The following is a 25,115-nucleotide window of genomic DNA, read 5'->3' as shown; positions in this document are numbered from 1 at the left end:
CGGTCAGCCGCCAACACAGATCTTCAGCTCGACGAGGCCGGAGCTCGGGTGAAGGGAGAACCGAAAAAACAAAGGGCGCTGCCGGCTAAAGCAACGCCCTTCCAACAACATATCGAGGAGGACCCTCAATATTCTTTAAAAGCGATTAGTGTTTCGCGTCTTTCTCTTTGGCGTCCTTCGCCTTCGGAGTCATCGCGGGTCCCGGCTTCGCTTTCGCCGCCGCAGTGGCGGGAGCGGCTTTGGCCTCGGCCTTCGCGTCCGCTTTAGCGGGAGCCTTCGTCTCGACTTCGTCGGGGCTCGAAACATCGCCGTCTTTTTCAGGCTCCGCCATCAAAAGTTGGCCGATGCCTTTCGCGACCAGAAGTTTCGTGCGCAGCTCTTCGAGCGCCTTGGGATTTTCCTTCAGGAAGTTCTTCGCCTGATCGCGGCCTTGACCCATGCGTTCACCGTTGTAGCTGAACCATGCGCCCGACTTTTCGACCAGATTCGCGACCGTCGCGAGATCCAGAACGTCGCCCTCGAGCGAAATCCCTTCGTTGTACATGAGGTCGAATTCGACCTTCGTGAACGGGGGAGCCATCTTGTTCTTCACGACTTTCACGGCCGTGCGGTTTCCGGTCACATCGTCACCGTTTTTGATCGCGCCGATCCGGCGCACGTCCAAACGAACCGACGAGTAGAACTTCAGAGCGTTACCACCGGTGGTCGTTTCGGGGTTCCCGAACATGACACCGATTTTCATACGGATCTGGTTGATGAAGATGACCAGAGTGTTCGAGCGGTTGATCGCCGCGGTCAGTTTCCGCAAAGCCTGCGACATCAGACGCGCTTGCAGACCGACGTGGCTGTCCCCCATCTCGCCTTCGATTTCCGCACGGGGCACCAGAGCCGCGACGGAGTCGACAACCAGAACGTCCACCGCGCCCGAACGCACGAGCGTCTCGGTGATCTCGAGAGCCTGTTCACCGGTATCGGGTTGCGAGACCAAGAGGTCTTCGACTTTCACACCGAGTTTACGAGCATAGCTGATGTCCAGCGCGTGCTCCGCATCGACGAAAGCGACAACGCCGCCTTTTTTCTGAGCTTGCGCCAGAGTCGACAGCGCGATGGTGGTTTTACCCGAAGATTCAGGCCCAAAGATTTCAACGATACGGCCTTTCGGGAGTCCCCCGATGCCGAGAGCGATATCGAGGCTCAAAGACCCGGTGGGAATCGATTCGATATCTTTGTGCAGGCTTTTCTGATCTTCGCCCAAGCGCATGATCGAGCCCTTGCCAAATTGCTTTTCGATGGTCGACAGAGCCAGGTCCAACGCCTTCCCACGTTCAGCCGCGATCTTCGCGTCTTTGGGATCCATCTTTGCGTCTTTGGCCTTGTCCATTCCAGTCTCCATTCTGTTCATCTGTCTTCTCCGCCGCCCTTCCGAGGGTGGCCTGTTGTCGCCTGCCGGGTTCGCGTGTGAGGCCGCGCAGGTGTTGGGTTTGTGTCTCAGTCCTTCGAGCTACAGTTACAATCGAAAAACCAACCCCAAGATAATTACACATAATTTACACGTCAACCGAGATCCGAAAACCAGACCTTCGGACGGCTGAAGCGGCGGGCAACGGGGCGTCGCCACGTGCCTCCCCGGCGAACCGCAAACACCGGGAAACATTCTCAAAGCCGGTGACGGAGCCTTGACCGGGAACGCCCCCTCACCTAACTCCAAGCCTCATTTGCAGAGCGTCACCTATGACTCTCCGCGTGCCCTTGGAGGAGGACCCGCATGAAATGGCTCGCCCTTGTTTGCAGCCTTGTTTTGGCGCAATTTGCCAACGCCCAGACCACCCCGAATTTTCCCGCCATCCCGTTCCGCCCGAATCAGGGTGTGCAACCGGTGCTTCAACAGCTGAGTGAAATGCACGGCAAGTATCAGATCGAAGGCACCATGCGCGATGGAACCAAGTGCAGCGTCCGCGTGACGACTTCGCCGAGCGAGTTCCGCATCACGATCTACGACAACCGCCCGAATCAGGCGCTGGAAGAACTCGTGATCACTCCGGCGACCCGCGCCCTCGCTTTCGAGCTGCGCGACAATCCGGACAAACGCACCCTGCTTTCGCTGCGTGACCGCGTGACCTATCCCGCTGGTTCCGGCCGCCGCGATGTCGACCTGACCGTCTACATCGAAGAGGCCAACGACAGTCACAAGGTTTGGGTCCGCTACGAAGATCGCGTCAAACGCCGCAACTACTTCTGCTCGGGCTACAAAACGAAAATGTAAAAGGAGTGGGGACCACGGTCCCCCTTCGTTAATCCGCGAGAGCGTCGGTTCTCTCGCGCAAGGCGTGGGTGATCTCTTCCGAAGTCACCCCGTTTTCGAGCCAGTCCCGGCGCTGGGGCTCGGCGAATCGGACGGTCACATCCGTATCTTCTTTATTCACGATTTCACGTCCTAAAAACAAAGGCCGTACCCCGGGAATGCGTCCGAGGGTTTGGAATAGAAGCGAATTCTGGCCCGGGAAGTAAGCGGACACCTGCGTCGCCCCCGTCGCTTGAAGGATGCGGGCCGCTCCCGCCTTCCAGGGCGTATCGATGGCCTTGCCTAAACCCAGAAAGCCCGTCGCCTGCGCGACTCCGCCCGCCGGGAAGATGATGAGGGCACCGCCCTCCGCCACGTGCGCCATCGCCGATTCGAAAGCCTGTTGGCGCGCGGCCGAGCCTTCGGGACCTTTCGCGAAGCTCACCGGAATGATCGCGCCCCGCAGTTCCGGAATCACGGTCAGCATCTCGGCCGCCATAAACTTCACATCCGGACGCAGGCGCTTCATCAGCGCCACCAAAATGATCCCGTCCAGACCTCCGAAGGGATGATTCGAGGTCAGCACCATCGGTCCCGTGCGCGGAATCGCCGCCAGCTGGGACTCTTGTACCTTCAGCCGAATCGTGAGTGCGGTCAGGAATTGCTCGTAGATATTTTCGCCTTCGATTCGTCCTTCACGGATACGATCATAAGCGCGCAGCAGATGCTTGAAACTCGTGTAGTTGAGCCCGTAGGCGACGCCCTGCCGCTGGTAAGCACTCAAGCCCGGGGTGACGATCTCGAGACCCGAGCGCAGATCGTGAATGGCCTCACACCTGACTACCGCATGGACAGTCGACGGCCCCCCGAAGAGGGCCACAACGCATAAAAGCGAGAAGAGCAAAGACCATCCGCTTCGCAAAGTCATAACCCCAGAAGACTTCAAGTCCGGGACCAGACTCGGGGGCCAAAAACTTTGACTCTGCCGACGTTGAATCTTGTGATGGAATCACCTTGGAAAAATCCATCCGTGAGTTTCGCATCGGTCGAGGAAGAGTCAGCGGGCTTTTGTCCGCCGTGCTGTCCACGCTGTGTTTGGGCGGCGTTTTCTGCTTCTATTTCCCCGAGTACCTGACGACGCCCGAACTGCGTCAGGTCTACCCCATCGAATTTCTGCGCCGGGCGCTCGCCTTCTTCATCGGTCTTTCCTTCCTGCTGGGGCTCTTCGGCTTCCTGCGGAGTTCCGACAAAAAAATGAGCCTGTGGGGCTTAGCGGTTTCCACGATCTGCGTTTTTCTGGGAGGACTCGCGATCCCCGTACAAGACTCGGTCGAGAAAAGTCATTACCTCGGCCTGGATTGGTTCATCCTGGATATCTTGATCGTGGCCTTGGTCTTCATCCCCATCGAAAGTTTGTTCTACCGGGTGAAGCAAAAGATCTTTCGCCCCCGCTGGAAAACGGACTTCTACCACTTCTTCTTCAGCCATATCCTGATCCAACTGACGTCGTTCCTGATTCTATTCCCTTCGCTGTATCTGGGCGCCCAGATCGCGAATCCGACCTTACAAGCTTGGGTGCAATCCCAGCCGCTTTTCGTTCAGTTTCTGGAGGTGCTCTTTCTGGCCGACTTCACCCAGTACTGGGTGCACCGGGCCTTTCACCAGATCCCCTTTCTTTGGCGCTTTCACGCGATTCATCACTCAGTCCAAGACATGGATTGGCTGGCCGGCTCACGCCTGCATCTGGTCGACATCGTGATCACGCGGGGACTCACGCTGGTGCCGCTGTTCATTTTGGGGTTTCGCCAAGAGGCCCTGCAGGCCTATCTGGTCTTCGTTGCGTTCTGGGCGACCTTCATTCACGTGAACATCCGCTATCCGTTCACGACACTCCAGACGTTCTTCGCGACGCCGATTTATCACCACTGGCATCACGCCATTGAAAAGGAAGCCATCGACAAGAACTTCGCCGTGCATTTGCCGGTGATTGATCGCGTGTTCGGAACACACTATCTGCCCGAAGGTCATTGGCCGTCCGGCTACGGCATTCATAAAAGCGATGTGCCGGACTCCTACTTGGAACAGACGCTGTATCCGTTCCGCTCGAAGAAACGGGTTGAAGCCGAAAGTTCGACCTCAACCCCGTTGCTCAAAAACCGAGACTAGTTCCGAACCTTACAAGTGACGCCGACACTCATTTTGTCTTCGCCGCCGTTGCCACGGAACTCGCCTTCGAAAGACAGCGTGCCTTTTTTGTAGCCCTCGGCTTTCGCCAGACGCAGGCGGCTCCAGTAGACGCCGTCCGAATCGCCGTCCAAAACCAAGTCGCCATTCTTCGCGACGTTGACCGAAAGGTTCTCGTTCAACGAATTCACGACGTAGTCTTCCGGAGTCACCTTGATCGCCAGATCGTCGTCGTTGTCATACATGACGTTCACGAGCGCCGGGTCTTCGTAGTTCGCGACTTTGAACTTCATCGTGTACTGCGCGCGCTCTTTTCCTTCAAAAATCTCTTCATCCGTCACGCAGGTGAAACGTTTGAAGGGCTTCTGCACGAGCTCCGCTTTGCCTTCGCAAGTGAAGTCCATGCCGATGTAGCGGCCCTGCGCGATGCCGACGGCCAGGCTCCATTCGATTTTCGAATAGTCGTCGTTCAAGGGATCGATGTTAGCGTAGGCCGCATCGTAAACGAGCTTGAACGTCCCGCCGTCATTGACGTGGTAACCGCTGTTGTTGCGGACCATGTTCAACACGCGACCGTCTTTGTAGGTCAGAACTTGGCGCGAATTCTCTGCCGTTTCGCCGACCCACTCGTATTTCAAAGTATAGCCGTCGCCGTCCGGAAAGGGGTTTTTGTCGCCGTCTTCTTTACCGCGAAAAGCGCCGGTGCACGCCCACTCGCCGCCTTTGAACACGGTGATGGTGCCCGCCAGGGCGGAGTTTGCGATCAGAACACTCAATACAGTCACGATGAAACGGGTCATGGGTTTACTCCTTGGGTGTTAAGGGATTCGTTCTAAAAAATTGAGGAGCAGATTCACGCGACGGACCTCGTCCGCACCGCGCAGGCCGTGCCCACCTTCGGGGAAGTAATGGATCTCGGGTTTACGTCCCGCTTCCCGCAACGTCCGGTCGATGTTGTGGGTCTGCTGCGCGGGCCAGATTTCGTCTTTTTCGCCGACGGTGATCATCAAGGGTCCGTCATACTTTTCGATTTCGATACGGGTTCCCGCCGCGAGATCACGCCCGCCCACGCGAAACGCCGCCACCGAGAAATCCACTTTCCGCGGATCATCGGGACCGCAACGCATATTCCAATCGAAGTCCTCATCCACCGCGCACGCCGTTCCCGCGCGGCAAAGCCAGCAGGCGACCTCGAACCAATCCCAGTTCACCGGCCCCGCGAACACATCCGAGGGCGCATGGGCGATGATCGCATCCGGACGTTCACCGGCGCCATAATTCATCGAGCCCAGAATGAGCGCGAACTCGGCCCCGCGCGAAACTCCGTAGATCGCGACTTTTCCGTTGCCGCCCGGAAGTTCACGCAGCCACTTCACCGCGGCCAGCGCGCCCTCGGCGTTCACGCCACGCAGGGTTTCCCGCGGACCGGTGATCCCCCGCCCGCAGTCGAAATAGCAATAACGCAAAACCCGGTAGCCCATCATCGCGTAGGTGACGGCTTGGATATCGCCCGCGTAGTTGCTGCCGCCCTCACTACCGTGAAGCATGAGGATCGAGGTCTTCGGTGTGGAAACATTCGGGGAAAACAGGCGAGCGCCTTTGAACGGCGTCTCGATCTGCTCGAAAGGGTATTGGGCCGCCTGAGCGGCGACTCCGCTTCCCAGCATCAGGATCAGCGCCACTATCGCTCGTAGTGTCGGTGCCACTGTCACTCGTTGTGTCATCGTTCCCCTCCAGAAACGCGAAAACCCCGGGGGTCGCCCAGGGTTCTCGTTTTACGCAAACTTAAGCTCTAAGGATCACTCGCAAGTCAGAACCTCGGCGGCGACTTGCAGTTGGTAATCCACTTCGTCACCCAAACGGTAAACGTTCTCGGCGCGGCCACGAGCGCGGCACTCCGCGATCTTCGCCACGACGTCCGGGCGGGGCTGCTCCCAGGGAGCACCGATCGCCGACAGCGCGTTCGGGAACAAATCCCCTTCGCGCATCACGAAGCGCTCGTCATCCGTCGCGCCGGGCTTGTTCGGAGTTTCGAAGTCCGGCAAGATCCCGACGATTTGATTCGTACGGCCGCTGGGTTGGTAGAAACGTTGAACCGTACGGTAGATCAAGATGCCTTCCGCGAACATCGACGGCGCTTGCACGGTCGCTTTACCGAACGAACGCTCTCCGACGACCCACGAACGTTGATAGTCTTGCAGGGCGCCCGAGACGACTTCCGACGCACTCGCCGATCCGCCGTTGATGAGCGTGACCATCGGCAACTTGGTGATCTGGTTGCGGTACGAGCGCAGATCATCGAAGCCATCGCGTCCCAGATCTTTGGTCTTCATGATGACCTGACGACCGACGAACAGACCGCCGATGCAAAGCGCTTGGTCCACGAGTCCGCCGCCATTGTCGCGCAGATCCAGGATCACGCCCGAAAGGTCGGGATTTTTTTGCGAAAGCGCCATCATCGTCGCTTCGATTTTGTTGCAAGCCGAACCGTCCGTGAACGTGCCGAGCTTCACGGTCAGCATCTTCTGCCCCATCAGCTCTTGCACTTTCACCTGCACGTTTTCGAAAACGATGCGACGACGGGTGATCGGAATTTCGACGACTTGCTCTTTACGTTGGACGCGCACGACGACCAATGTGTTCTCGGCGCCCTTGATGCGATCGGTGACCGCACTGATGTCCATACCCGCAACCGACTCACCGTTGATGGCGATGATGACGTCGTTCGCCTTCATTCCCGATTCGCGAGCGGGGCCGCCCTCGATGGTTTGGGTCACGACCACCGTGCCCGAGACTTCCTGAACGCGGACGCCAATACCGACGATATCGGTGTTCCCGTTCTGGCGATCGTCTTGGACTTGTTGCATCGGATTCAAGTGCGCGTGCGAGTCGAGCGCCTCGATCATGAAATTGTCGATGGCTTTCGCCACGGCCGCGGGTTCGATCGCCGCGGGAAGCTTCGCGTAACCCATGACCTGATCCAGAGCCGACGTATAATCATAAAGATCGCCAGGAGCGCGGCTATTGTACAGATCCCCCAATGCCGAGCGGATCTTGTTCATGCGTTCAACCGCACGCATTTGCGACATACGGAGTGATTCACCTTGCACCGCACGCGCGACGGTTTCATTCAAAACCAAACCGCCGGGAAGTTGCAAAACCGTGCGGCCGGTATCGAAACCTTCCGCGCTCGCCAGCGCAGCGGGCACGACTTCCAATGTCGGCGTCGCGCGCGACGCGATTCCGTTCAAGGCTTGGAAGCAACCGCGGAACCGGGCTTCGCTCATCGCGCAGTTCCGGTTGTTGACGAGCCACTCGGCTTCCAGCATCTGGCGGCTGATGGAAGTTTCGGCCCAATACTGATCCATGGTCTTCTTCTGCGCGAAAGCCGTCGGGCTTGCGGTCAAGGTGGCGACAGTGGTCAGACCCAAGATCAGTTTCAACATGGGGGAGCTCCTTACGTGTGTGAGGAGCCCAAGTACCTGGCGATAGCGCCCGGTGTCAAATTTCGCGACGATTCTGGAAAACTCTACAAGCCCGAATCCTCAACGGATTCCGCGAGTTATCCCATAAGCACGGCTTTGGGTAGGCATTAGAAGTGCCAAAAGTGAACTGCCGATCAGACCAGGTTTTTCTGCAAAAGTGCGAGGGCTGAAGTCGTGGATTGGCTTTGAATTTCAAGACGATCGCCGCTGAAAACGAACTTTTCGGCCACTTCGAAACGCGGGCCCTTCACGGCGATCCAAACCGTGCCCACGGGCTTTTCGGGAGTGCCCCCGGAAGGTCCCGCGATACCCGTGACCGCGATGGCGCAGTTCGCTTTGAGCTTCTCGCACACCCCACGCGCCATCTCGAGCGCGACCTGCTCACTGACCGCGCCCTGCTCGTTCAGGGTCTCCCATTTCACGCCTAAGAGGTCGACCTTCGCGGCGTAAGAGTAACTGACGACCGAACCCATGAAGACGTCCGAAACGCCCGCCAGCGCGGCCATACGGGCCGACAACAGGCCTCCCGTGCAGGATTCGCCAAAACCCACGGTGTAGCGCCGGTCGCGCAGGCTTGCGGTCAACTGAAGGATAGCGGTTTCATTCGGAAAACTCATAAACTAAAACTCCCATCCCACTGAACGCCCAGCCAGTCGGTTTGGTAAAACGCAAATTGCAGAAGGACGTTCGCCACGAGCCCTGCGGCCAAATCGTCGACCATCACGCCGACGCCGCCCTTCACATTGCGGTCCAAACGACCGATGAAGAGCGGCTTCGTGATATCCAAAAAGCGGAACAAAATGAAGGCCGCGAAAAAACTCTGCCACGTGAACGGCAGCATGTTCACCGCGATCAGGTAGCCCGCGAATTCGTCGATGACGATCTCTTGGCGATCGTGCTCACCGCTGACGGCGCAAAACTTCTCGCAGGCCTGAATCCCCACCATGGTGATACCGATGATGATCGCCATCGCCAGGACCGGCGGTAAAAACGCCAGGGCCACGGCGAAGGGGACCGCGATCAGGGTGCCAAAGGTCCCCGGCGCTTTCGGCGCGTAACCGACGCCCCCGCAGGTGGCGATGAAAGTCCAAGGCGTCATGGCAAGGCGAGAGTTCAAGCGTGTTCCTTCCGTAAATACATCTGCTGCGCATCGAGAGACACGCCGTCGAGCTTGGCGAAATTCTTCAGCCGCTTTTCCAAACGGAAACCCGCGGCGATATAGAAATCGATGGCCCGTTGATTCTGTAGATAAACCTTCAACTGGACTTTGTCGAAACCTGAGTCCCATGCCGCCTTCAAACAAGCTTGAAGGAGGGCATGACCCACGCCCCGTCCCCGGTAGCCGTCTTTGACGCCCATCCCCAATTCCCCGGTGATCCGGTCGTCCAACCGGCGGAGGTCGCTCCACCCGATGACCTCATCGCCGACCAAGGCGAGGAACTGCGGGTTTTGCTTGCGCTCCATCCCCTCGATAAACGCGCGTAATTTCGCGAGCGGAGGGCCTTCCGACATGAGCAGGTACTTTTTCTCGCGCGCGACCTGATCGATGCACGCACGGAAGCTCTCCAACCAATCGGTGCTGGACGCGACGATACGCAGATCGGGGACGGACATCGGAGTTGCCCTTTCGACGAAACGGGGAAAGAAATGATCTATGCCAGATCGTAAGCCCGATCACAACCCACGCGACAATCGTGATAGTCGCGACAAGAAGGAAAAGAAAGAGACGCCCGCGCCGGACCCGCGTCGCAAGATTCTGGATATGGTCGCCCGTCGCGACCACTCCCCCCTCGAGGTCAAACGCAAACTCTCGCGTAAATTCACGCCCGAAGAGGTCGAAAGCGCCATCGCCTGGGCCATCGAAAACCGCTGGCTGCCGGACAGCGACGAAACGCTTAAAGTCTACGCCGAGAAGTGGCGCTCGGGACTGGACCGTCGCAAAAAAGGCATCCGCTGGATGAACCAGAAACTCGGCACCCTCGGACTGCCGAAAATCGAAGCCGATCCCGAAACGGAACTGGAGAAAGCCCGGGCGCTGGTGTCGCGCAAACTGGGCACCCAGGCCCCGACCCGGGAAGTGAAGGCCAAACTCCAGCGTTTCCTGCTGTCCCGGGGCTTCGAGGGCGAAACCATTCGCAAAGCCTTAGCTGAACTGAAGTCCTAAATCGCTACCGCACGGATGACTCCTTCGCTATATTGGCCGGATGACGTCCAAAAAGCCCACCAGCCAAGAAATCCGCCAGATCTTTGTCGACTACTTCAAGCGCAACGGTCACACGCATGTCGCGAGCTCGAGCCTGATTCCCGAGAACGATCCGACGCTGCTGTTCGCGAACGCCGGAATGAACCAATTCAAAAACGCGTTCCTCGGCCTTGAAAAGCGCGACTACACCCGCGCCGTCACCGTACAGAAGTGCGTGCGGGCCGGCGGAAAACACAACGACTTGGAAAACGTCGGCTTCACCGCGCGTCACCACACCTTCTTCGAAATGCTCGGAAACTTCTCTTTCGGTGACTATTTCAAGAAGGACGCCATCCGCTTCGCGTGGGAGCTGTTGACCAAAGACCTCGGCATCCCGAAGGAAAAACTCTACGTCACCGTTTTCGAAAGCGACGACGAGGCCGCGGACATTTGGCACAAACAAGAGGGCGTTCCGAAAGACCGCATCTTCCGTCTGGGCGAGAAAGACAACTTCTGGCGTATGGGCGATACCGGTCCCTGCGGTCCTTGCTCAGAGATCTTCTACGATCACGGTCCCCGCGCCGGACGCGAGTCCGACCCGTTCAAAGGGATCGTCGCCGGTGAAGACCGTTACGTCGAGATCTGGAACCTGGTCTTCATGCAGTTCTTCGAAAAATCCCCGGGCGTGATGGAGCCCCTGCCCAAACCTTCGGTCGACACCGGATCGGGGCTTGAGCGCGTGGTCGCGGCCATGCAAGGCAAGATGAACAACTACGACACCGATTTGTTCACGCCCATGATCGAAGCCGCGTGTAAAATCGCCGGCTGGGACTTCCAAAAACTTCTGCGCCTCGAGGACAAGCTGCGCGACCTCCCCGTCGGCACGAAAGAAGTCGACGGCATGTCGGCGCAAGAAGTGAAAGAGAATCTGGCAGCCCTGCGCGTGATGGCGGACCACGTCCGCTCCAGCGCGACCTTGATCGCCGACGGCGCGATGCCCGCGAACGAAGGCCGCGGCTACGTCCTGCGCCGGATCCTTCGCCGCGCGATCCGTTACGGCCGTAAAGTTTCGGACAAGCACTCGTTCCTGCCCCGCCTGGCCGAGGTCTACATCGAATCCATGGGCTCGATTTACCCCGAGCTGAAGAACCGTCGCGACGTCGTCATGGCGACCATCGAAGACGAAGAAAGTCGCTTCCTGCAAACGCTCGATACCGGAACGCAAATCCTGTTCGACGAGCTCAAACGCTTGGGGAACAGTAAAAAAGTTCCGGGCGAGTTCGTTTTCAAACTTTATGATACCTACGGTTTTCCCGCGGATCTGACCCGCGTGATGTCCGAAGAAAAGGGCTTCAGCGTCGACGAAAGCGAATTCGAACTGCACATGCAGAAAGCCCGCGAGCTCGCGAAAGCCAGCTGGAAGGGCAAATCCATGTCGGCCGATGACGGCCACATGATCGCGTGGACGCAAGACCTCAAAGGCCAAAACGGCGCGACCCGCTTCACCGGCTACGAGACCTTGAAAGACTCCGCGAACGTTCTGGCCCTCTCTTCGGGATCGGCGGTCGTCGACACGTTGAAAACCGGCGAAACCGGCGTGCTCGTCACCGCGGTCACTCCGTTCTACGCCGAGGGCGGCGGACAGATCGGCGATACGGGCGTCATCGAGTCCACCGAAGGCCACGCGAAGGTCCTCGATACGACGAAAAAGAACGACGTGTACCTGCACCAGATCGAGGTGACCTCGGGTTCGTTCAAAACCGGCCAGCCCGTGACCTTGCAGGTCGTGGAAAGCACGCGCCGTCAGATCGCGAACAATCACTCGGCGACCCATCTGATGCACTCGGCGCTGCGCAAGTTCCTGGGCACGCACGTGACCCAGGCCGGAAGCTTGGTCGACGCCGAAAAAACGCGCTTCGATTTTTCGCACAACAAACCCGTCACCAAAGAAGAGATCGAAAAGATCGAGACTTGGGTGAACGAACAGATCGCGCGCGCCATCCCCGTCGCGCCGGCGGTCATGCCCTACAAAAAAGCCATCGAATCCGGCGCCATGGCGCTCTTCGGTGAAAAATACGGCGACGAAGTGCGCGTGCTCAAGATGGACGACGCTTCGACCGAGCTCTGCGGCGGAACGCACGTTTCGAATACGGCGCAGATTCGCCTGTTCAAGATCGTGTCCGAGTCCGGCGTGAGTGCGGGCGTGCGCCGGATCGAAGCCATCACCGGCGACGTCGCGCAGAAGTTCCTGATGAAACACGCCAGCGAAAACCAAAAGGCCCGCGTTGCCGTCGGCCTGATGGAAAGCTGGTCGAACTTCATGAACTCGCCCCAAGACGTCACCCAGTGGATCGAGGCGTCCAAGGCGCAGGTCCGCGACCTCGAAAAGCAGATCAAACAATCCCAGTCGGCGGCGGTCGATCTGGACGCTTGGGTGAAAGCGGCCGACAGCTTCGGGGGCGGTAAGGTCATCGCGACCGAAGCCCCCAGCGCGGATCGCGAAATCCTTGCGAAATGGGCGGATCAGCTGAAAGACAAGATCCAAACCGGCGTCGTCGTGCTGTTGGGCCAAGGTGAAGACACCGCCCCGCTGCTCGTCGCGGTTTCGAAAGACCTGAACCCCAAAGTCCAAGCCGGCGCGCTGTTGAAAGAGCTCGCGGGCGTGATGGGCGGTAAGGGCGGCGGTCGCCCCGATTTCGCCCAGGGCGCGGTCCCCAATCCCAAAGCTTGGCCCGAGGCGCGGGCGAAACTCAAAGCGCTTCTGGGGTAATGTGGAATTTCAACTTGAAGGTGAAGAGTTCATTCTGCTGCAAGCCCTGCTGAAAGTGGCAGGGCTTTGCGATACCGGCGGCGATGCGAAGCACGCCATCGTCGAGGGCGAAGTTCAGGTCGACGGCGAAACCGAAACCCGCCGCGGAAAGAAAATCCGCGCCGGGCAGACGGTCACCTACGCCGGCAAAAGCGTCAAAGTGACGGCTTAGTTACCGGATTGGTTCGCCGGTAAACGTAAACTTCCGTAAGAGTAGGTGGCATTGATCTCGTCCATGCGACGGATCTTTTCTTCGATCGGCAGATCGGCGGCGATCGCCACTTCGACTTGGCGGGGGCCCGTAATTAAGGCGTACATTCCGGTCATCAAGACAGAAATAAACAACAGGTAGCGCATCTCTCGTCCTCCGGCCCCGCTTCGTCCCCCAACGTCGCGTCGGCTCTTTTTGTGTTTAACGATCATTAGCGTGTTTGCGTTTCGGTGGATGCGGGGGTTCGTCCCGCTTTCTTGACCGGTGCTTCGGTCTTCGCCACGAGCTCCACCTGGCTCTCGTGAACCTGCGCGGCCACTTGCCGGGCCTCTTGCTGCACGCGCGAGACATCTTCGACCATCACGGGTCCCAGAGCGACGGCCAGAACCCACATCAGACTTGCGACTTTTACGGTTTGGATTTTCAGATTCAAAAGATCCCCCAATGAATCCAGATTAGCAGCCAAAAGCAATGGAGGGGGTGATGATACGGCGACGTTTGAGGCGTACAACTTCTAGTCGCCTGTCGGCGATCCCCATCGTCTTCACTGGAGTTGCGGGAATTTAATGACGAACGACCGAGCGGTCGAGAAGGATCCGGCCGTCCCGGGCGCTCAAAAGAATCTCGCGATGTTGGCGCCCGGGTTTGGCAACGACGACTCGAAACTGCCATGCCAGTTCGTTATCCTCGGGCGTACGGCCAAAGACAAGGGGCCGCGACGTGCCGGTGACTTCCAAGACCGTATGCCGCGCGAGCTGGTCACGCAGCCGAGCCTCCGCTTCACGCAGCTCGATCGCGACGGTGGTATCGACCTGTTGGACTTTACGCAGATCCGAAGAAACCTCGGTCGCCGCGTCCTCGCCATGATTCACCGAAACGCGAGCGGCGGCACCGTAGACTTCGTAGCCCGACGCCATTTGCCGGTAGGTGCGGGTCGTGGCCAGGGGGCCCTCGACGCTCGCCGTTTCGGCCTCGCGAAACTCCGGGCTTTGGCCAATCAAATAAGAGCTGATCGAGCTCAGGATCGCTTCGGGACGCCCCCGCAAAGGCAAACGTCCGCCCATGAAGCCGGTCACGGTTCCCGCCTCATCGCGATGAACCGTCCACTCCGCCTGCGGGTCCTGCAAACGCAGAAAGTCCTCGAGATTCGCGGGACGCGCTTGGCTGGGGCGACGCTGAAGGGGCTGAGGCGTGGCACTCACTTCGGCACGCCCGGGTGATGCTGTCGCCGCGGTCGGGGCGCTGGTCGAGCCGGTCACCGTGTCCTGACGACCATGAAGCGCGAAGATCAGCGCAAGCCCGAAGACGATTCCTAAAATGACGTTGAAAGACTTCTGCACTTAGTAGCCCCGGTCGGAAAAGGCTTTACGGATATAAGACGCGTTCTTCCCCGCCTGCGCGGAGGCATCGATCGAAATCAGCTGATCCCGCATCGTCAGAAAAGTGGAATTTTGATTCAGGCGCGTCAGGCTTTCCGTCACGGTTTTCAAGAAGGCGCTGCGGTCGACGGCATCGTTGGCGTAGATATCAAAAAGAATCTCCGAAATGACTTCGCCCATATCGTGGATCTCGCCGGAGGTTGTTTGGCGCGACTTCAAAAAATCATCGTAGTAACTGACCCCGAACACCGTATCGACGTTGGCGCGCGTGACCTTCGAGCGTTTGCGCCAATAACGCACGTAATCCTTTTCGATGCTGAGCTCGCCAACGGACGGCGCCCGCGCGAAGTAGGTCATCGCGAAAAAGTCGGCCTGTCCCTCGTCGATCGCGCGCAAACATCCCGCACTGCTTTTGCAAATCGTCACGTATTCGGCTTCCGATTCATCCACCTGCCCACAGGTCGACTCGATTTTCGATAGAAAGCTTTCATAGTTCGCGTCGGCCGCCATCGATGAGGTGACGTAGTATTCCTTCCCCGATTTCGAACACGGAACCATGATGATGAGGTCCGGTAACCCTTCGCGCAACGTCAGGTTCGCGGCATCCAAATTGGCGTGCGCCATTTCGTGGACGGTGACTTCGGAGCTCAAACCAAACTGATATTGTCGAGACGACTTGCCCTTGCGTACGCCGAGCTCGATCGATCCGCCGCGAACGGTCCCCGACGACGGCGCATAGTAGGCATTCGACTCGACATCCAAATTCACCGCATTCACGGGAATGGCCAACCCCTCGATGAACAGTCCGCCCCCACGGGAAGCGATGAACTCCCGAAAGGTGTCCAACACGAAGAAAGTTTGGATCTGCTCCAGTCCGAACCTCTGGGACGCGGTCGAAGCACTGGCCGAAGCGGCCGCCGAAATCTTGTACCCCGCCGCGCCGGGCGCGAAGTAATTTTTCGTGCTGGTCCCCGTGCGGTAGTGAACGTCGAACGTTGAATTCCGCAACTGACCGGCCGTCAGACGGGACGAGACGTTGATTCCGAATTGTTGAAGCTGACCGTAAGCAGAAACGCCGACCGTATCGGCGTCGTCATTGTCCGGAATGAACTCACCGTTACGGATGTAATTGGTTGCCGACGGATTTTTCCAGAAGATGCACGCCTCATAGGTCGAAGAGGTCATGCAATTGTCGTCAAACGTTCCCGTTTTTAGCGACGCATCGTCCGCCAGCAGATTTTTCGACAAACCGAAAACGTCGATCAGATTTTCGCCAGTGCCCGAAACAAAAGGAGTGAGTCCGCGCAGTTCGGCCGCATCGGCGACGCGAAAACTTTGGCCACAATTCTGAAAGACCGAAGCGGTCAAGGCGCCGACAAAGCCGAGCGCAAGCCATGGCCAGCGAATCCAAACGAACAAGCGGCAACCCCCTACCGAGTGCGGAACTCTCTCTAGTCTATCGAGGAATGAGGGAAGACGTATGGAAAATCATGTCTCTTCTTGAAACGAAATCCGTCTCAGTATGGAACCCGTCTCACTTTTTTCTCAGGTTGAGAGCCGCATTCATGTTTTGATCACAAATCCAGGGGGGAAATTATGTCGCGTTGCAACTGGATCAGGAAGTTCAGTGTCACGATCGCTTTGATCGTGACGACCGCCATCGTCTTTCAGAACTGCTCGCCGGAAGGCGCGTTCCGCGAAGTGAGTTTCGATATCGAAGAAACGGGGCTGGGTCGCGCCGGTCGATTGTTCACCTCGGATCCCGGCGTCGCCGCCCGCGAACTGGCGAGCGCGACCGAAACCGAAGCCGCGGATCTCGGATACGAATGCCAGATCTTCGCGGCGGAAAACTACGTTCGCTGCTCGCGCAAGTCGGGCATCGAAATTAAACCCGGTAAAACCTACGAGCTTCCGCCGACGATCGAATACGCCGGCTACACCTTGAAGCTGCGCCACGTTTATTACGGAACTTCCAACTCCGACCAACAGGCCTACGCCGATGCGAACTGTCAGCAGAAGGTCAACTATCCGATGGGCTCGGGCGTTTACATTCGCTCGACCAGCGTCACCGTGCCCGCTTGCAAAGACGACGGTACGGGACAGTGTCCCGCCAAGTCCGGTTGCCAAAAACTCGCGAAAAGCTACAGCGGCGCCAAGTACTATCTGAACCAAACGAAGAAGTGGACCCAAACCGAAATCCTGTACGACAACGCCGGTCTTGCGCGGATCGACGACACCGAGGACGCGGCGCCGGCCGGATACACCTGCGAAGAGTACGGCGATTTTCTTCGTTGCTCTAAAGAACTGCCACGCGCCCCGGACGCAAGCTACGCGACGGACCAGACGCTGAAGTACAAGGGACAAACCTTGAAACTCCGTTACGTCTACTTCGGAACGTCGAACGCCGATCAACAGGCGTATGCCGACAAGAACTGCACGCAGACCGTCGACTATCCGATGGGCTCGGGAATTTACCCGAGCGCCGCCAGCGGTAAAGTCCCGTCCTGCAAAGAGAGCGGCCAATGCGTGACCGACAATTTCTGCCGTAAAATGACGACGAAAGTGGGCGCCGCGGCCTACGTGAAAACGAAAGTCCGGCAGTGGACGACCGCCGTCGCCGTGCTCGACAATTCGGGCGGTTCGCAGATCGTCTCCGCTCGCGGAGTCGCCGGTGAGGTCGCGGCCACCGAGGAGCCGACGCGGACCGGGACTTCGTCCGGAACCTCGACCGAAATCCCCGCGGACCTGAATTGCCAAGAGTTCGGAAGTTTCATTCGCTGCACGAAACCCCTGCCGAAGATTCCCGGGGCGAGCTACAACCTTGCTTCGACGATGACCTACAAGGGACAAACCTTGCGCGTCCGCACGATTTACTTCGGCACTTCGAACGGTGATCAACAGGCCTACGCCGATGCCAATTGCACCCAGAAGGTCAACTACCCGCTGGGATCAGGAACCTATCCGGGCGCACTGAACGGTACGGTCCCTCGCTGCAAAAATAACGGCCAATGCGTGACGGACACCCAGTGCCGCGCCCTCAACATCAATCATAACCAAGCCCGCTACTACAAAAACGTGGGTCTGAATTGGACGACGGCGGAAGTGACTTACGACAATTCCGGAGGCTCGCAGCTTATTGCGCCTTGAGCTTCGTTTTGAACCCGGGCGAAAGCCCGGGATTATTTCTCGATTCGGCGTTCAAGCTCGAAGTTCGTGCGATCGCTCGCGCCACGGGAGGAGGCTTTCAAAACAAGGCCCTTCGGTGTCACGGTCGAGTCGACCAGAATGTAATTGTGGCTGGCATCCGAGAAGAGACGCCGAGGATTCGAAAGTGCGCGATCCATCCAGCGCACGTAGAGTCCGTTCACCGAGCTCGAAGTGAGTTCCAGCGTCGGATAGCCCGCGAACTCTTTTTCGATTTCCATGACTTCGCTGAAGTGAACGTCGCCCGAGCCGAAGACGAAGACTTGGGAACGCTTCTTCAGCTCGCGGCGCAGACGCTCGAGACTTTCGAAGTGCTCCCCTTCCACCGACTCCTGCCCGTTGTAGGCGCCGAAGAACTGACTACCGTTGAAAATCCAGCTGGGCTCCGGGTGAAGCTTCGTTTGCTCGAAAAGCCAGTTCTCTTGATCGCGGCCCCAATGGGTCGACTCGTTCGCGCCCTGTTCAGTCCGAAAACTGCGCGCATCCAGAAGATAGAAATTTTGCCCGAAGGCGCGAAACAAACTCGCCGCGCCGGGGCCCGGAATCAGGACTTCCGATTGCCGACTGTCCTGCGCGAAGAAGGTCATCATGATTTCAAGGGATTCGACCCGGAAGGGATAGTTGCGGTCGCCGTTATTCGTCCCGTAATCATGATCGTCCCAGGTCGCGAGCGTCGGGATCAGGCGCTTCATCTTGAAAAGTTCGATCGTATTCCAAGTTTCGACGTAACGCTGCCACAGCTGCGCGGGATCGGCCATGCGGCGTTTGATCATTCCCAAATGATCCGCGTAGACGTTGTCGCCGATCATGAACAGAAGTGCGGGGCGATCTTTCGAAAGCTGCACCCACGTTCCCGCGGCCTCGAAGTTGTCGTTCACGCAGCTCGCGAAGGCGAATTTCACCTGCGTGCGGTTCAGCTCCAAACTCCGCAGCTGGCGAACGTCGCGGATATTCCCGCGCGCATCCAGAATCCGCAGATCGTACCAGGTCCCGGAACGTAAACCCTGCGCCTTCACCTGATCGACCGCGAAGTTCGAATCCGCGCGCGACTTGCGCTCGACGCTCAAAGTGACGGCGGGCAAATTCTCGGTGCTCAGTTGGTATTGGAAAGTTTCATCCGCGGGAACCACGACCGCGATCTGCGTCGTGGTCTCGTCGGTCAATCCCTGCAGAACCGCGAGGGGTTCGCCCGTGGCTTGCGCGCGCAGATTCTGCGCCCCCGTGAAAAAAGTCAGGCTGAGGACGCCGACAACCAGAATGCGTGCGGTGGAAAACGACATGAAGCCCCCTTACGGAAGGCTTCCGTCTGGCGCAGGCCGCCAATCAAGCTTCAAATTTCAGCATGTTCTTTCTTCATGGAGCGAAACCGGGTGACCTCGATTATTCGCAGGTCAGGCCGTCCATCCGATTGATGAGCGACTGCACGAGCGACTTCAACTGCGCCGCACGCTCGCCGCAAAGATCCACGGGCACTTGGCAACCGTGATGCTTTTCACCCAACCGCACTTCCTGACCGCCGCTCTTCAGCGAGGCGTAGGGATATTGGTAAACCATCATGCAGTTCTCGCCTTCGGGCTGAACCACGGGCTCGCAGACTTCCGCGCCCTTGATCAGCTCGTCGAGCTGCAAGCGATCGCGCTCACCCAGACAATAACGTGCGCCGGTCGCGATCCCGCGATCGTCGTATCCATTAATATGTCCGCTATTCAGATTCACTTCCAGGAATTGCGCCGTCGAGGCATCCGTCATGACCAGGGACGAAAACTGGTCCGCGCGGATCTTCTTCATGGGAGCCGAGGAACTCAAATCACCCGCCGTGAAAGCCGTGTCACCAGCCTTCCCGCAGTTCTGAAACGCCATCATCACGACCAGCATAGCAGCGGCGATGAAATATTGTCTCATAGAGTTTCCCCCTCTGAATCCAGGATAGCCCGATTCCCCGGAACCTCAAAGGCTGTCGAACTCTTAGGCCCATGTTGAAACACTCGACGTCGTATTCGAAAGAATGCGCGCGTTCGCTTTCGGGACCCGTGAAATCCGTGTCTCGGAATGAGACGAGGGCGGGCCGCGCTCCACCCGATTTCGGGCAAAAAAAAAGACCGATGGGAACACCATCGGTCTTTTGAAGAGTCTTTCGAAACTCGTAACGATTAACGCTTCGAGTATTGGTAGCGACGACGTGCGCCCGCTTTACCGTACTTCTTACGCTCGACTTCGCGAGGATCGCGAGTGAGGTAGCCGGCTTTTTTGAGCGGCGGACGAAGTTCAGCGTCGAATGCGGTCAGTGCGCGCGCGATACCCAAACGGATCGCACCCATTTGGCCCGACTCACCACCACCGGTCACGGTGATGTCGATATCGAACTTGCCACCCATGTTGGTGACGTCGAAGGGTTGCAGGATCACCATGCGCGATTGCAGACGCTTGAGGTAATCATCCGACTTCAAACCGTTCACGATGATTTTGCCCGAACCCGCGCGCATATAAACGCGTGCAGAGCTGGTTTTACGTCTTCCGGTTGCGTAGAACACTTTTTCAGCGGCCATGAGGTTCCTTCTCGATTACTGAACTTTAAAAGGTTGGGGTTTCTGAGCCGCGTGGGGGTGCTCAGCGCCAGTGTAGGTCTTCAGCTTGGTCATCAGCGAGTATGTCATTTTGTTGGTCGGGAGCATGCCACGAACCGCTTCGCTGAGAACGAATGCCGAATCTTCCTGCTTCATTTCCGCAGCCGTCTTTTCTTTCAAAGAACCGAACCAACGAGAATGGCGGAAGAATTTTTTTGTGTTCCATTTGTTACCGGTCAGCTCAAGCTTGTCGGTATTGATCACGATTACGAAGTCACCGTTGTCCTGATTCGGAGTGAAGGTGGGCTTGTGTTTGCCGCGCAACAGAGTTGCGATCTGAGTGGCAATACGACCGACGCGCTGGTTGGAGCAATCAACGATCCACCAGTTACGCTCAGTCTCTTCTTTCTTTACAATCCATGTTTTCATGGAAAAACTCCGATAGCTGACAGGGACAATATTCAAAATTTCAGGTCAATTTCTTTGCAGAAGGAACCTTTTAGAGTTGGCGGCATTTGTTGTCAAGGGCCTTCGGGTAGCGGACTTTCATCAAAAAGAGCCCCTGGGCCGGAGCCGCGGGACCCGCCTCAGAGCGGTCTTTCAAGGCAATGATTTCACTCATTTTTTCAGGATTTTTGCCGCGAATTTCAAGCTCGGTCATCGTGCCCACGAGGTTGCGCACCATTTGCTTCATAAAGCCGCTTCCGGTGACCTCGAACTTCAAAATCCCCGGCTTCGTTTCGGTCCACACCGCCCGGTCAATGCGACGGATCGTGGTTTTGGTCGGAGTTCCCACATTGCGGAAGCTCGCGAAATCCTGCGTTCCTAAAAGCTGTTCGGCAGAGCGATTCATGCGCGACAGATCCAGCGGCGTGCGAATCCACCAACTGTAACGATGAAACAGCGCCGAGGCGCGCGGCTGATTGTAGATCCAATAGCGGTACGTCTTATTCACGGCCGACAACGTCGCGTGAAACTCATCGGGCGCAAGCCACAACGCCTTCGGCGAAATCGACGGCGGCAACTTCGAACGCAAAGCCCAACACAAATCCTGCGGAATTTTCCGCTCGGTTTCGAAGTGAATGACCTGACCGACGGCGTGCACGCCCGCGTCCGTCCGTCCCGAAGCCGAGATGTCGAGGGGATGATTCAAAATCTGGCCGACGGCCTTTTCAAGGGTTTCCTGGATGCTGGGAAGCTTGGGGGAATTTTTGTGTTCTCCCTGGCGCTGCCAGCCGCAGAAATCGGTGCCGTCGTAGGAAATGAGCATTCGGTAGCGCGCCATGAAGCGCACTTTGGCCGCCCGGAAGAACCCCGGTCAAGCAAGAGACTTACTTTTCCTCGTTTTGCACACTGGCGGCTTGTTCCATCTGTCTCTTTTTCTCTTCGCCAACTTCGAAGGTGATGGGGCCGTTTCCGAGCGGGCGGATCAGCGTAATGCTCGCGGAACATTCCCCGGCTTCCGTTTGATCTTGCTTCTGCATAATGGCGGTACAAGTGATCTCGGTCCGCCCGGGCAAGATATCCTGCTGGAGAAGCGCCAAATCGCCCTCGCCGTTTTGCTTTTGCGGAAGGTAGGCCACCTGTGAGGCGTAGACACTATTACCCTCCTGCCCCGGTCCCACATAGCCCTCGGCCGCCGTCCATTTTTCTTCGCACTTCGCCTGCAGGCGGCTCAGATTTTGACCGATGGTCGTGTAACTCATCTTCATGTCTTTTCGGTCGTTACTGATAATGAAAGCTTCCGGCGCGAAGGCGATTGTACACGTCCCGGCTTTCGGGATGTCGCCGCCGTCACCGCATTCACCGCCGCCCGTGCCGCGAATCGGCTCTTCTTTATCCGTGCAAACGACTTTTTCGGGTAGTTTCCCGCAGGCGATCGCACGTGATTGATAGTTCACTCCCTTGATGGGGTCTTTGGGCTTGAGGCCCTCGTCGGTTCGCTGCATACACGAGTTATAATCCACAGGCTCGGAGTAGCCCAAGTCGTAAGCGCTCCAATACTTATTGTAGCGGTAAATGACCTGATCCTTTCCGTCGTTCTTCGTGATGATCTGCGCGACGAATTCGATCCCCGCGCAACTATTTCCCTTCTCGCAAAGATAACGGGAGTGAACACTCACTCGCCACGGACATGCATAAACATCCTTCGAAACGCAAGGACCGTTGATTCCATGATACTCCATCAAATGTCCCGAGACTTTGTCCCCAGCTCCGCTCATGGTGAAACCCTCAAGCGCGATTTGACGCCAGGATTCCGCTTGGAGCGACGTACAGTTACTTCCGCGGCCTTTCAGGCACAGCGCAGCCTTCTCGAAACCTTTTCCCGTGTCGATGGGGCTTCCCGCGAACTCGCTAACGATCCGGCGGACCGAGCCCATCTGCCGCAAATACATCCGCAGATCCGCTTTCAATTCGCTGGATTGGGTATCGATCCGCGCGTTCGATGTCAGTGAGCTGACCCCCACCACTTGATGCAAAAAGGCCGTCACGATCACTCCGAGGAGGACCATGGTCACGGCCATTTCTAAAAGGGTGAGCCCCCGCTGGTTCAATCGCATCAGTTGACCTGCCAAGGCTTCACGCGCGTCGCGCACGTATGGTCATACTTTTTTCCCCATCGCCAAACGTAATTCAGAAGGTAGTCATCTCCGTTCGTGCAGTCCCGAACGACTTCCGGAACATCGGTCGGGTCCATGCCGTCGTCTTTATCCATGTCTTGGGGAACGAACGTCGTCACGTACTCGCCGACTCCCATCCGCTTCGTCGAAATGTTCTTGCAGATGGGCGAACCGTTTTCGTTGAATCCCATCAAAAAGCCCTGGCAGAGGTAACGTTTGTCATCCTCGACCGCGACTCCTCTCGGCAGGTCCATTTTCATTTTTACTTCGCCCAAGCGAACCGGAAGCGAGCGCACCTTGCCCACAAGCTCCGAGGGCACTTCGGTATTGAAGTAAACCCAAAGCTCGGTATACGGCAGTTTGTTGTCTTTACCGGGCGGCTGCAGAGAGATCTTCGTCGCCTCTTTCGAGGATTTGCTGCGCGGATCATTGATGTCATAAGAAATTCCGTAGCTGCAATAGTGGGCTTTACCGACCGGACCGCACTCAAAACGACCAGCCATGTCGGCCAACATCTCGCGGACGTGCAGCTCGAGAATCGGGGATCCCGAGGCCGAATCTTTACGCAAAACGCAGTTCTTCGCCGTCTTGCACGAGATCCAACCGGGATTCCGCAAAGTCAGGCGCAATTTATCGGTCATCGTACGCCACGACGACTCAATGATCGCACGACGGTAGCTCTCGGCCATGTTGCTCGCGATGCGCGGCACGATCACGATCGTGGCGGACGCGATGACCAAGACCAAAAGAACCATCACCATAATGCTACCGCGTTGAGAGTTCTTCATCAAAATCCCTTCAACGGACGGTATTCGTCCTCGGGACGCAATTCACACGTCGTCTCCATGTCGACGTGCACGGAATAAGAGCCCCCAGAATAACCCGCGGGACAGACCTCCGGTTTGGGTCCTACATCCAATCGGCAGTTGTACGAGTTCGTGCCGAGCTTACTTTTCAAACCACCGACGGAAGGCACGTTCGGAGGAACCTCGGGCGCAACGCCCGTTTCGGGATCCGCCGGTCCCACGCAATTCGATATGATCTTGGCGTGCCCGCCGCAATTCACCTTCATTTCATACTTCGAACCGCAACGCTCTTGAATATCCATTTGCCCGGCGTTTCCAGAGATCTTGCGCGAGTCTCTTTTCACACCTTTGTAGACGCACTGACCGGGCTTCTCGGCGCCGCTATAATCGGAATCCAAATATTTAGGACTGATCCACGAGATTACGTACTCGGAGTCAGTGCACTCATACTTCTTGAAGGGCACGCAATCCACGTACAGCGTGTTGCCGGAAATCTGCAACTGCTTACCGAGCTCACCCTTCACGCAATTCGAACCCATGCGCAAGCAAACCGGACTTTGGTAGAACGGATCGATGCCACGGATGTAGGAGCCGTCCGGACAGTTCCATTCACCGTTCACTTCCAAGTAAACCTCGCCGGGCAATGTCGTCGTGTAATCCTCGAACTCGAATTTGCCAATATCCGACGGCGCAACGACCTTCGCGCCCAGCGAGATGTAGGGACGCAGGTCCACATCGTCCTCGCTGGCTGGTTTGCGATCCACCATTTCAGGAGCCGGCACCATGATCCGGTAAGCCAGCGCGAAGACCGGCGTCGTCGCTTTATCCTTGCGTGAGTCCTCTTCGAGATAGTCGACGGTTCCACCGTATGTGTAGTAGTCGTACGTTCCCGCAATTTGGATCATCGAAATCGCCACGCCGATGGGGCAATCGTCAGTTTCGCTCGGTCCGCACTTCACTCCGTCCAAATCGTAATAATTGACCGACGCTTTCACGTTAGAGAGTAGGCGGTCCGGTTGCGGAATCTCGAAATCAGTTTTAATGTCGACGTTCGTCGATTCTTCGATCGCGTCCATCTTCAGCTCAACTGCCGAACCGAAAGAAAGCGTGAAGGCCGGGAAGCGAGCGCCGTCGCGCATGTAGTTACGAGTTTTGAATTCGAAGTTGTTATTCTCTTGCAAGGCTTCGATCAGGCGTTGCTCGAGTTGCTGCGCGCGCAAATAAGTCAGTTCTTTTTTGCTGAGAAGGCGGGTCATGAACATTCCGGACGTCGCAAGCACGAGCAGCACCACGGACAAAATCCCGGCGCCCAGCAAGAGTTCGACTAAGCTAAAACCCTGAGGGTTTCGCGAGTCCATTCCCATCTTTATATATTACGGCCGCTTCGCG

General features: G+C 57.4%; 26 protein-coding genes. 6 read left to right on the top strand and 20 right to left on the bottom strand.

Annotated elements, in window-relative coordinates:
- Positions 1-145: 145 nt before the first annotated feature.
- Positions 146-1,357: a recombinase RecA gene (gene recA, locus KF767_10345; protein MBX3018279.1), complete on the bottom strand. Its 1,212-nt coding sequence runs from the start codon at positions 1,355-1,357 to the stop codon at positions 146-148.
- A gap of 408 nt (positions 1,358-1,765) precedes the next feature.
- On the opposite strand from recA, the gene KF767_10340 reads away from it, so the two are divergent.
- Positions 1,766-2,263, top strand: coding sequence for a hypothetical protein (locus KF767_10340; protein MBX3018278.1), 498 nt, complete (start codon positions 1,766-1,768; stop codon positions 2,261-2,263).
- A gap of 28 nt (positions 2,264-2,291) precedes the next feature.
- Here KF767_10340 and KF767_10335 read toward each other — a convergent pair whose 3' ends face one another.
- A complete protein-coding gene (locus KF767_10335; protein MBX3018277.1) occupies positions 2,292-3,209 on the bottom strand; it encodes a 1-acyl-sn-glycerol-3-phosphate acyltransferase in 918 nt (305 codons plus the stop codon).
- 86 nt (positions 3,210-3,295) lie between these two features.
- On the opposite strand from KF767_10335, the gene KF767_10330 reads away from it, so the two are divergent.
- Complete coding sequence (locus KF767_10330; protein ID MBX3018276.1) at positions 3,296-4,447, top strand: sterol desaturase family protein; 1,152 nt, start codon at positions 3,296-3,298, stop codon at positions 4,445-4,447.
- Here the strand turns inward: KF767_10330 and KF767_10325 are convergent.
- The 6 genes from KF767_10325 to KF767_10300 all read right to left on the bottom strand — a co-directional run bounded on the left by KF767_10325 (position 4,444) and on the right by KF767_10300 (position 9,564).
- Positions 4,444-5,265: a hypothetical protein gene (locus tag KF767_10325; protein MBX3018275.1), complete on the bottom strand. Its 822-nt coding sequence runs from the start codon at positions 5,263-5,265 to the stop codon at positions 4,444-4,446. The two genes, KF767_10330 and KF767_10325, sit on opposite strands and share 4 nt — an antisense overlap.
- An 18-nt stretch (positions 5,266-5,283) precedes the next feature.
- Positions 5,284-6,147, bottom strand: coding sequence for a dienelactone hydrolase family protein (locus tag KF767_10320; protein ID MBX3018274.1), 864 nt, complete (start codon positions 6,145-6,147; stop codon positions 5,284-5,286).
- A gap of 117 nt (positions 6,148-6,264) precedes the next feature.
- The gene (locus KF767_10315; protein MBX3018273.1) at positions 6,265-7,911 is read right to left on the bottom strand and encodes a PDZ domain-containing protein; all 1,647 of its coding nucleotides are present in this window, start codon (positions 7,909-7,911) and stop codon (positions 6,265-6,267) included.
- Positions 7,912-8,084: 173 nt separating this feature from the next.
- Complete coding sequence (locus KF767_10310; GenBank protein MBX3018272.1) at positions 8,085-8,567, bottom strand: CinA family protein; 483 nt, start codon at positions 8,565-8,567, stop codon at positions 8,085-8,087.
- Positions 8,564-9,049, bottom strand: a complete 486-nt coding sequence (locus tag KF767_10305; protein MBX3018271.1) for a phosphatidylglycerophosphatase A — start codon at positions 9,047-9,049, stop codon at positions 8,564-8,566. Before KF767_10305 ends, KF767_10310 begins: the two co-directional genes overlap by 4 nt.
- A gap of 14 nt (positions 9,050-9,063) precedes the next feature.
- Complete coding sequence (locus KF767_10300; GenBank protein MBX3018270.1) at positions 9,064-9,564, bottom strand: GNAT family N-acetyltransferase; 501 nt, start codon at positions 9,562-9,564, stop codon at positions 9,064-9,066.
- A gap of 40 nt (positions 9,565-9,604) precedes the next feature.
- Between KF767_10300 and KF767_10295 the strand changes: the two genes are divergently transcribed.
- The 3 genes from KF767_10295 to KF767_10285 are packed head-to-tail and all read left to right on the top strand — an operon-like array spanning position 9,605 to position 13,113.
- Entirely contained in the window at positions 9,605-10,114 is a 510-nt protein-coding gene (locus tag KF767_10295; GenBank protein MBX3018269.1) for a regulatory protein RecX, read from the top strand.
- Between the two features lie 40 nt (positions 10,115-10,154).
- Positions 10,155-12,902, top strand: a complete 2,748-nt coding sequence (alaS, locus tag KF767_10290) for an alanine--tRNA ligase (protein MBX3018268.1) — start codon at positions 10,155-10,157, stop codon at positions 12,900-12,902.
- A gap of 1 nt (position 12,903) precedes the next feature.
- The gene (locus KF767_10285) at positions 12,904-13,113 is read left to right on the top strand and encodes an RNA-binding S4 domain-containing protein (GenBank protein MBX3018267.1); all 210 of its coding nucleotides are present in this window, start codon (positions 12,904-12,906) and stop codon (positions 13,111-13,113) included.
- Here KF767_10285 and KF767_10280 read toward each other — a convergent pair.
- From KF767_10280 to KF767_10265, 4 genes are all read right to left on the bottom strand, one after another.
- Positions 13,110-13,298, bottom strand: a complete 189-nt coding sequence (locus tag KF767_10280; protein MBX3018266.1) for a hypothetical protein — start codon at positions 13,296-13,298, stop codon at positions 13,110-13,112. The genes KF767_10285 and KF767_10280 overlap by 4 nt on opposite strands.
- A gap of 65 nt (positions 13,299-13,363) precedes the next feature.
- Positions 13,364-13,585, bottom strand: coding sequence for a hypothetical protein (locus KF767_10275; GenBank protein MBX3018265.1), 222 nt, complete (start codon positions 13,583-13,585; stop codon positions 13,364-13,366).
- 130 nt (positions 13,586-13,715) lie between these two features.
- The gene (locus KF767_10270) at positions 13,716-14,492 is read right to left on the bottom strand and encodes a hypothetical protein (protein MBX3018264.1); all 777 of its coding nucleotides are present in this window, start codon (positions 14,490-14,492) and stop codon (positions 13,716-13,718) included.
- Positions 14,493-15,950, bottom strand: a complete 1,458-nt coding sequence (locus tag KF767_10265; GenBank protein ID MBX3018263.1) for a M36 family metallopeptidase — start codon at positions 15,948-15,950, stop codon at positions 14,493-14,495.
- A 177-nt stretch (positions 15,951-16,127) separates the two neighbouring features.
- Here KF767_10265 and KF767_10260 point away from each other — a divergent pair, with 177 nt between their 5' ends.
- Positions 16,128-17,678, top strand: coding sequence for a hypothetical protein (locus tag KF767_10260; protein ID MBX3018262.1), 1,551 nt, complete (start codon positions 16,128-16,130; stop codon positions 17,676-17,678).
- Positions 17,679-17,710: 32 nt separating this feature from the next.
- On the opposite strand, the gene KF767_10255 is transcribed toward KF767_10260, so the two are convergent.
- The 8 genes from KF767_10255 to KF767_10220 all read right to left on the bottom strand — a co-directional run bounded on the left by KF767_10255 (position 17,711) and on the right by KF767_10220 (position 25,084).
- Positions 17,711-19,015, bottom strand: coding sequence for an alkaline phosphatase family protein (locus KF767_10255; GenBank protein MBX3018261.1), 1,305 nt, complete (start codon positions 19,013-19,015; stop codon positions 17,711-17,713).
- Between the two features lie 100 nt (positions 19,016-19,115).
- Complete coding sequence (locus KF767_10250; GenBank protein ID MBX3018260.1) at positions 19,116-19,637, bottom strand: hypothetical protein; 522 nt, start codon at positions 19,635-19,637, stop codon at positions 19,116-19,118.
- A 248-nt stretch (positions 19,638-19,885) separates the two neighbouring features.
- Positions 19,886-20,281: a 30S ribosomal protein S9 gene (gene rpsI / locus KF767_10245; protein MBX3018259.1), complete on the bottom strand. Its 396-nt coding sequence runs from the start codon at positions 20,279-20,281 to the stop codon at positions 19,886-19,888.
- A gap of 15 nt (positions 20,282-20,296) precedes the next feature.
- The gene (gene rplM / locus KF767_10240) at positions 20,297-20,728 is read right to left on the bottom strand and encodes a 50S ribosomal protein L13 (GenBank protein MBX3018258.1); all 432 of its coding nucleotides are present in this window, start codon (positions 20,726-20,728) and stop codon (positions 20,297-20,299) included.
- Positions 20,729-20,798: 70 nt separating this feature from the next.
- Positions 20,799-21,584, bottom strand: coding sequence for a tRNA pseudouridine(38-40) synthase TruA (truA, locus tag KF767_10235; protein MBX3018257.1), 786 nt, complete (start codon positions 21,582-21,584; stop codon positions 20,799-20,801).
- Positions 21,585-21,630: 46 nt separating this feature from the next.
- A complete protein-coding gene (locus tag KF767_10230; GenBank protein MBX3018256.1) occupies positions 21,631-22,824 on the bottom strand; it encodes a hypothetical protein in 1,194 nt (397 codons plus the stop codon).
- A 35-nt stretch (positions 22,825-22,859) separates the two neighbouring features.
- A complete protein-coding gene (locus tag KF767_10225) occupies positions 22,860-23,708 on the bottom strand; it encodes a hypothetical protein (protein MBX3018255.1) in 849 nt (282 codons plus the stop codon).
- Positions 23,708-25,084 carry a type II secretion system protein gene (locus tag KF767_10220; GenBank protein ID MBX3018254.1) on the bottom strand — a complete coding sequence of 459 codons (1,377 nt, stop codon included), beginning with the start codon at positions 25,082-25,084 and terminating at the stop codon, positions 23,708-23,710. The genes KF767_10225 and KF767_10220 overlap by 1 nt, the downstream gene beginning before the upstream one ends.
- Positions 25,085-25,115: the final 31 nt, after the last annotated feature.

It is taken from the genome of Pseudobdellovibrionaceae bacterium, assembly GCA_019637875.1.
Classification (GTDB): domain Bacteria; phylum Bdellovibrionota; class Bdellovibrionia; order Bdellovibrionales; family Bdellovibrionaceae; genus JAHBUW01.
The sequence above is the reverse complement of the archived record's forward strand: the minus strand, read 5'-3'. Positions and strand labels throughout refer to the sequence as shown.

Excerpts from the sequence above, each read along its gene's own strand:
- KF767_10305 (MBX3018271.1), bottom strand. The coding sequence starts at position 9,049 with ATGACGCCTTGGACTTTCATCGCCACCTGCGGGGGCGTCGGTTACGCG.
- KF767_10230 (MBX3018256.1), bottom strand. The coding sequence starts at position 22,824 with ATGGCCGTGACCATGGTCCTCCTCGGAGTGATCGTGACGGCCTTTTTG.
- rplM (MBX3018258.1), bottom strand. The coding sequence starts at position 20,728 with ATGAAAACATGGATTGTAAAGAAAGAAGAGACTGAGCGTAACTGGTGG.
- KF767_10220 (MBX3018254.1), bottom strand. The coding sequence starts at position 25,084 with ATGGACTCGCGAAACCCTCAGGGTTTTAGCTTAGTCGAACTCTTGCTG.
- truA (MBX3018257.1), bottom strand. The coding sequence starts at position 21,584 with ATGGCGCGCTACCGAATGCTCATTTCCTACGACGGCACCGATTTCTGC.
- rpsI (MBX3018259.1), bottom strand. The coding sequence starts at position 20,281 with ATGGCCGCTGAAAAAGTGTTCTACGCAACCGGAAGACGTAAAACCAGC.
- KF767_10315 (MBX3018273.1), bottom strand. The coding sequence starts at position 7,911 with ATGTTGAAACTGATCTTGGGTCTGACCACTGTCGCCACCTTGACCGCA.
- KF767_10325 (MBX3018275.1), bottom strand. The coding sequence starts at position 5,265 with ATGACCCGTTTCATCGTGACTGTATTGAGTGTTCTGATCGCAAACTCC.
- KF767_10340 (MBX3018278.1), top strand. The coding sequence starts at position 1,766 with ATGAAATGGCTCGCCCTTGTTTGCAGCCTTGTTTTGGCGCAATTTGCC.
- KF767_10295 (MBX3018269.1), top strand. The coding sequence starts at position 9,605 with ATGCCAGATCGTAAGCCCGATCACAACCCACGCGACAATCGTGATAGT.
- KF767_10260 (MBX3018262.1), top strand. The coding sequence starts at position 16,128 with ATGTCGCGTTGCAACTGGATCAGGAAGTTCAGTGTCACGATCGCTTTG.
- alaS (MBX3018268.1), top strand. The coding sequence starts at position 10,155 with ATGACGTCCAAAAAGCCCACCAGCCAAGAAATCCGCCAGATCTTTGTC.
- KF767_10310 (MBX3018272.1), bottom strand. The coding sequence starts at position 8,567 with ATGAGTTTTCCGAATGAAACCGCTATCCTTCAGTTGACCGCAAGCCTG.
- KF767_10255 (MBX3018261.1), bottom strand. The coding sequence starts at position 19,015 with ATGTCGTTTTCCACCGCACGCATTCTGGTTGTCGGCGTCCTCAGCCTG.
- recA (MBX3018279.1), bottom strand. The coding sequence starts at position 1,357 with ATGGATCCCAAAGACGCGAAGATCGCGGCTGAACGTGGGAAGGCGTTG.
- KF767_10300 (MBX3018270.1), bottom strand. The coding sequence starts at position 9,564 with ATGTCCGTCCCCGATCTGCGTATCGTCGCGTCCAGCACCGATTGGTTG.
- KF767_10250 (MBX3018260.1), bottom strand. The coding sequence starts at position 19,637 with ATGAGACAATATTTCATCGCCGCTGCTATGCTGGTCGTGATGATGGCG.
- KF767_10335 (MBX3018277.1), bottom strand. The coding sequence starts at position 3,209 with ATGACTTTGCGAAGCGGATGGTCTTTGCTCTTCTCGCTTTTATGCGTT.
- KF767_10225 (MBX3018255.1), bottom strand. The coding sequence starts at position 23,708 with ATGAAGAACTCTCAACGCGGTAGCATTATGGTGATGGTTCTTTTGGTC.
- KF767_10280 (MBX3018266.1), bottom strand. The coding sequence starts at position 13,298 with ATGCGCTACCTGTTGTTTATTTCTGTCTTGATGACCGGAATGTACGCC.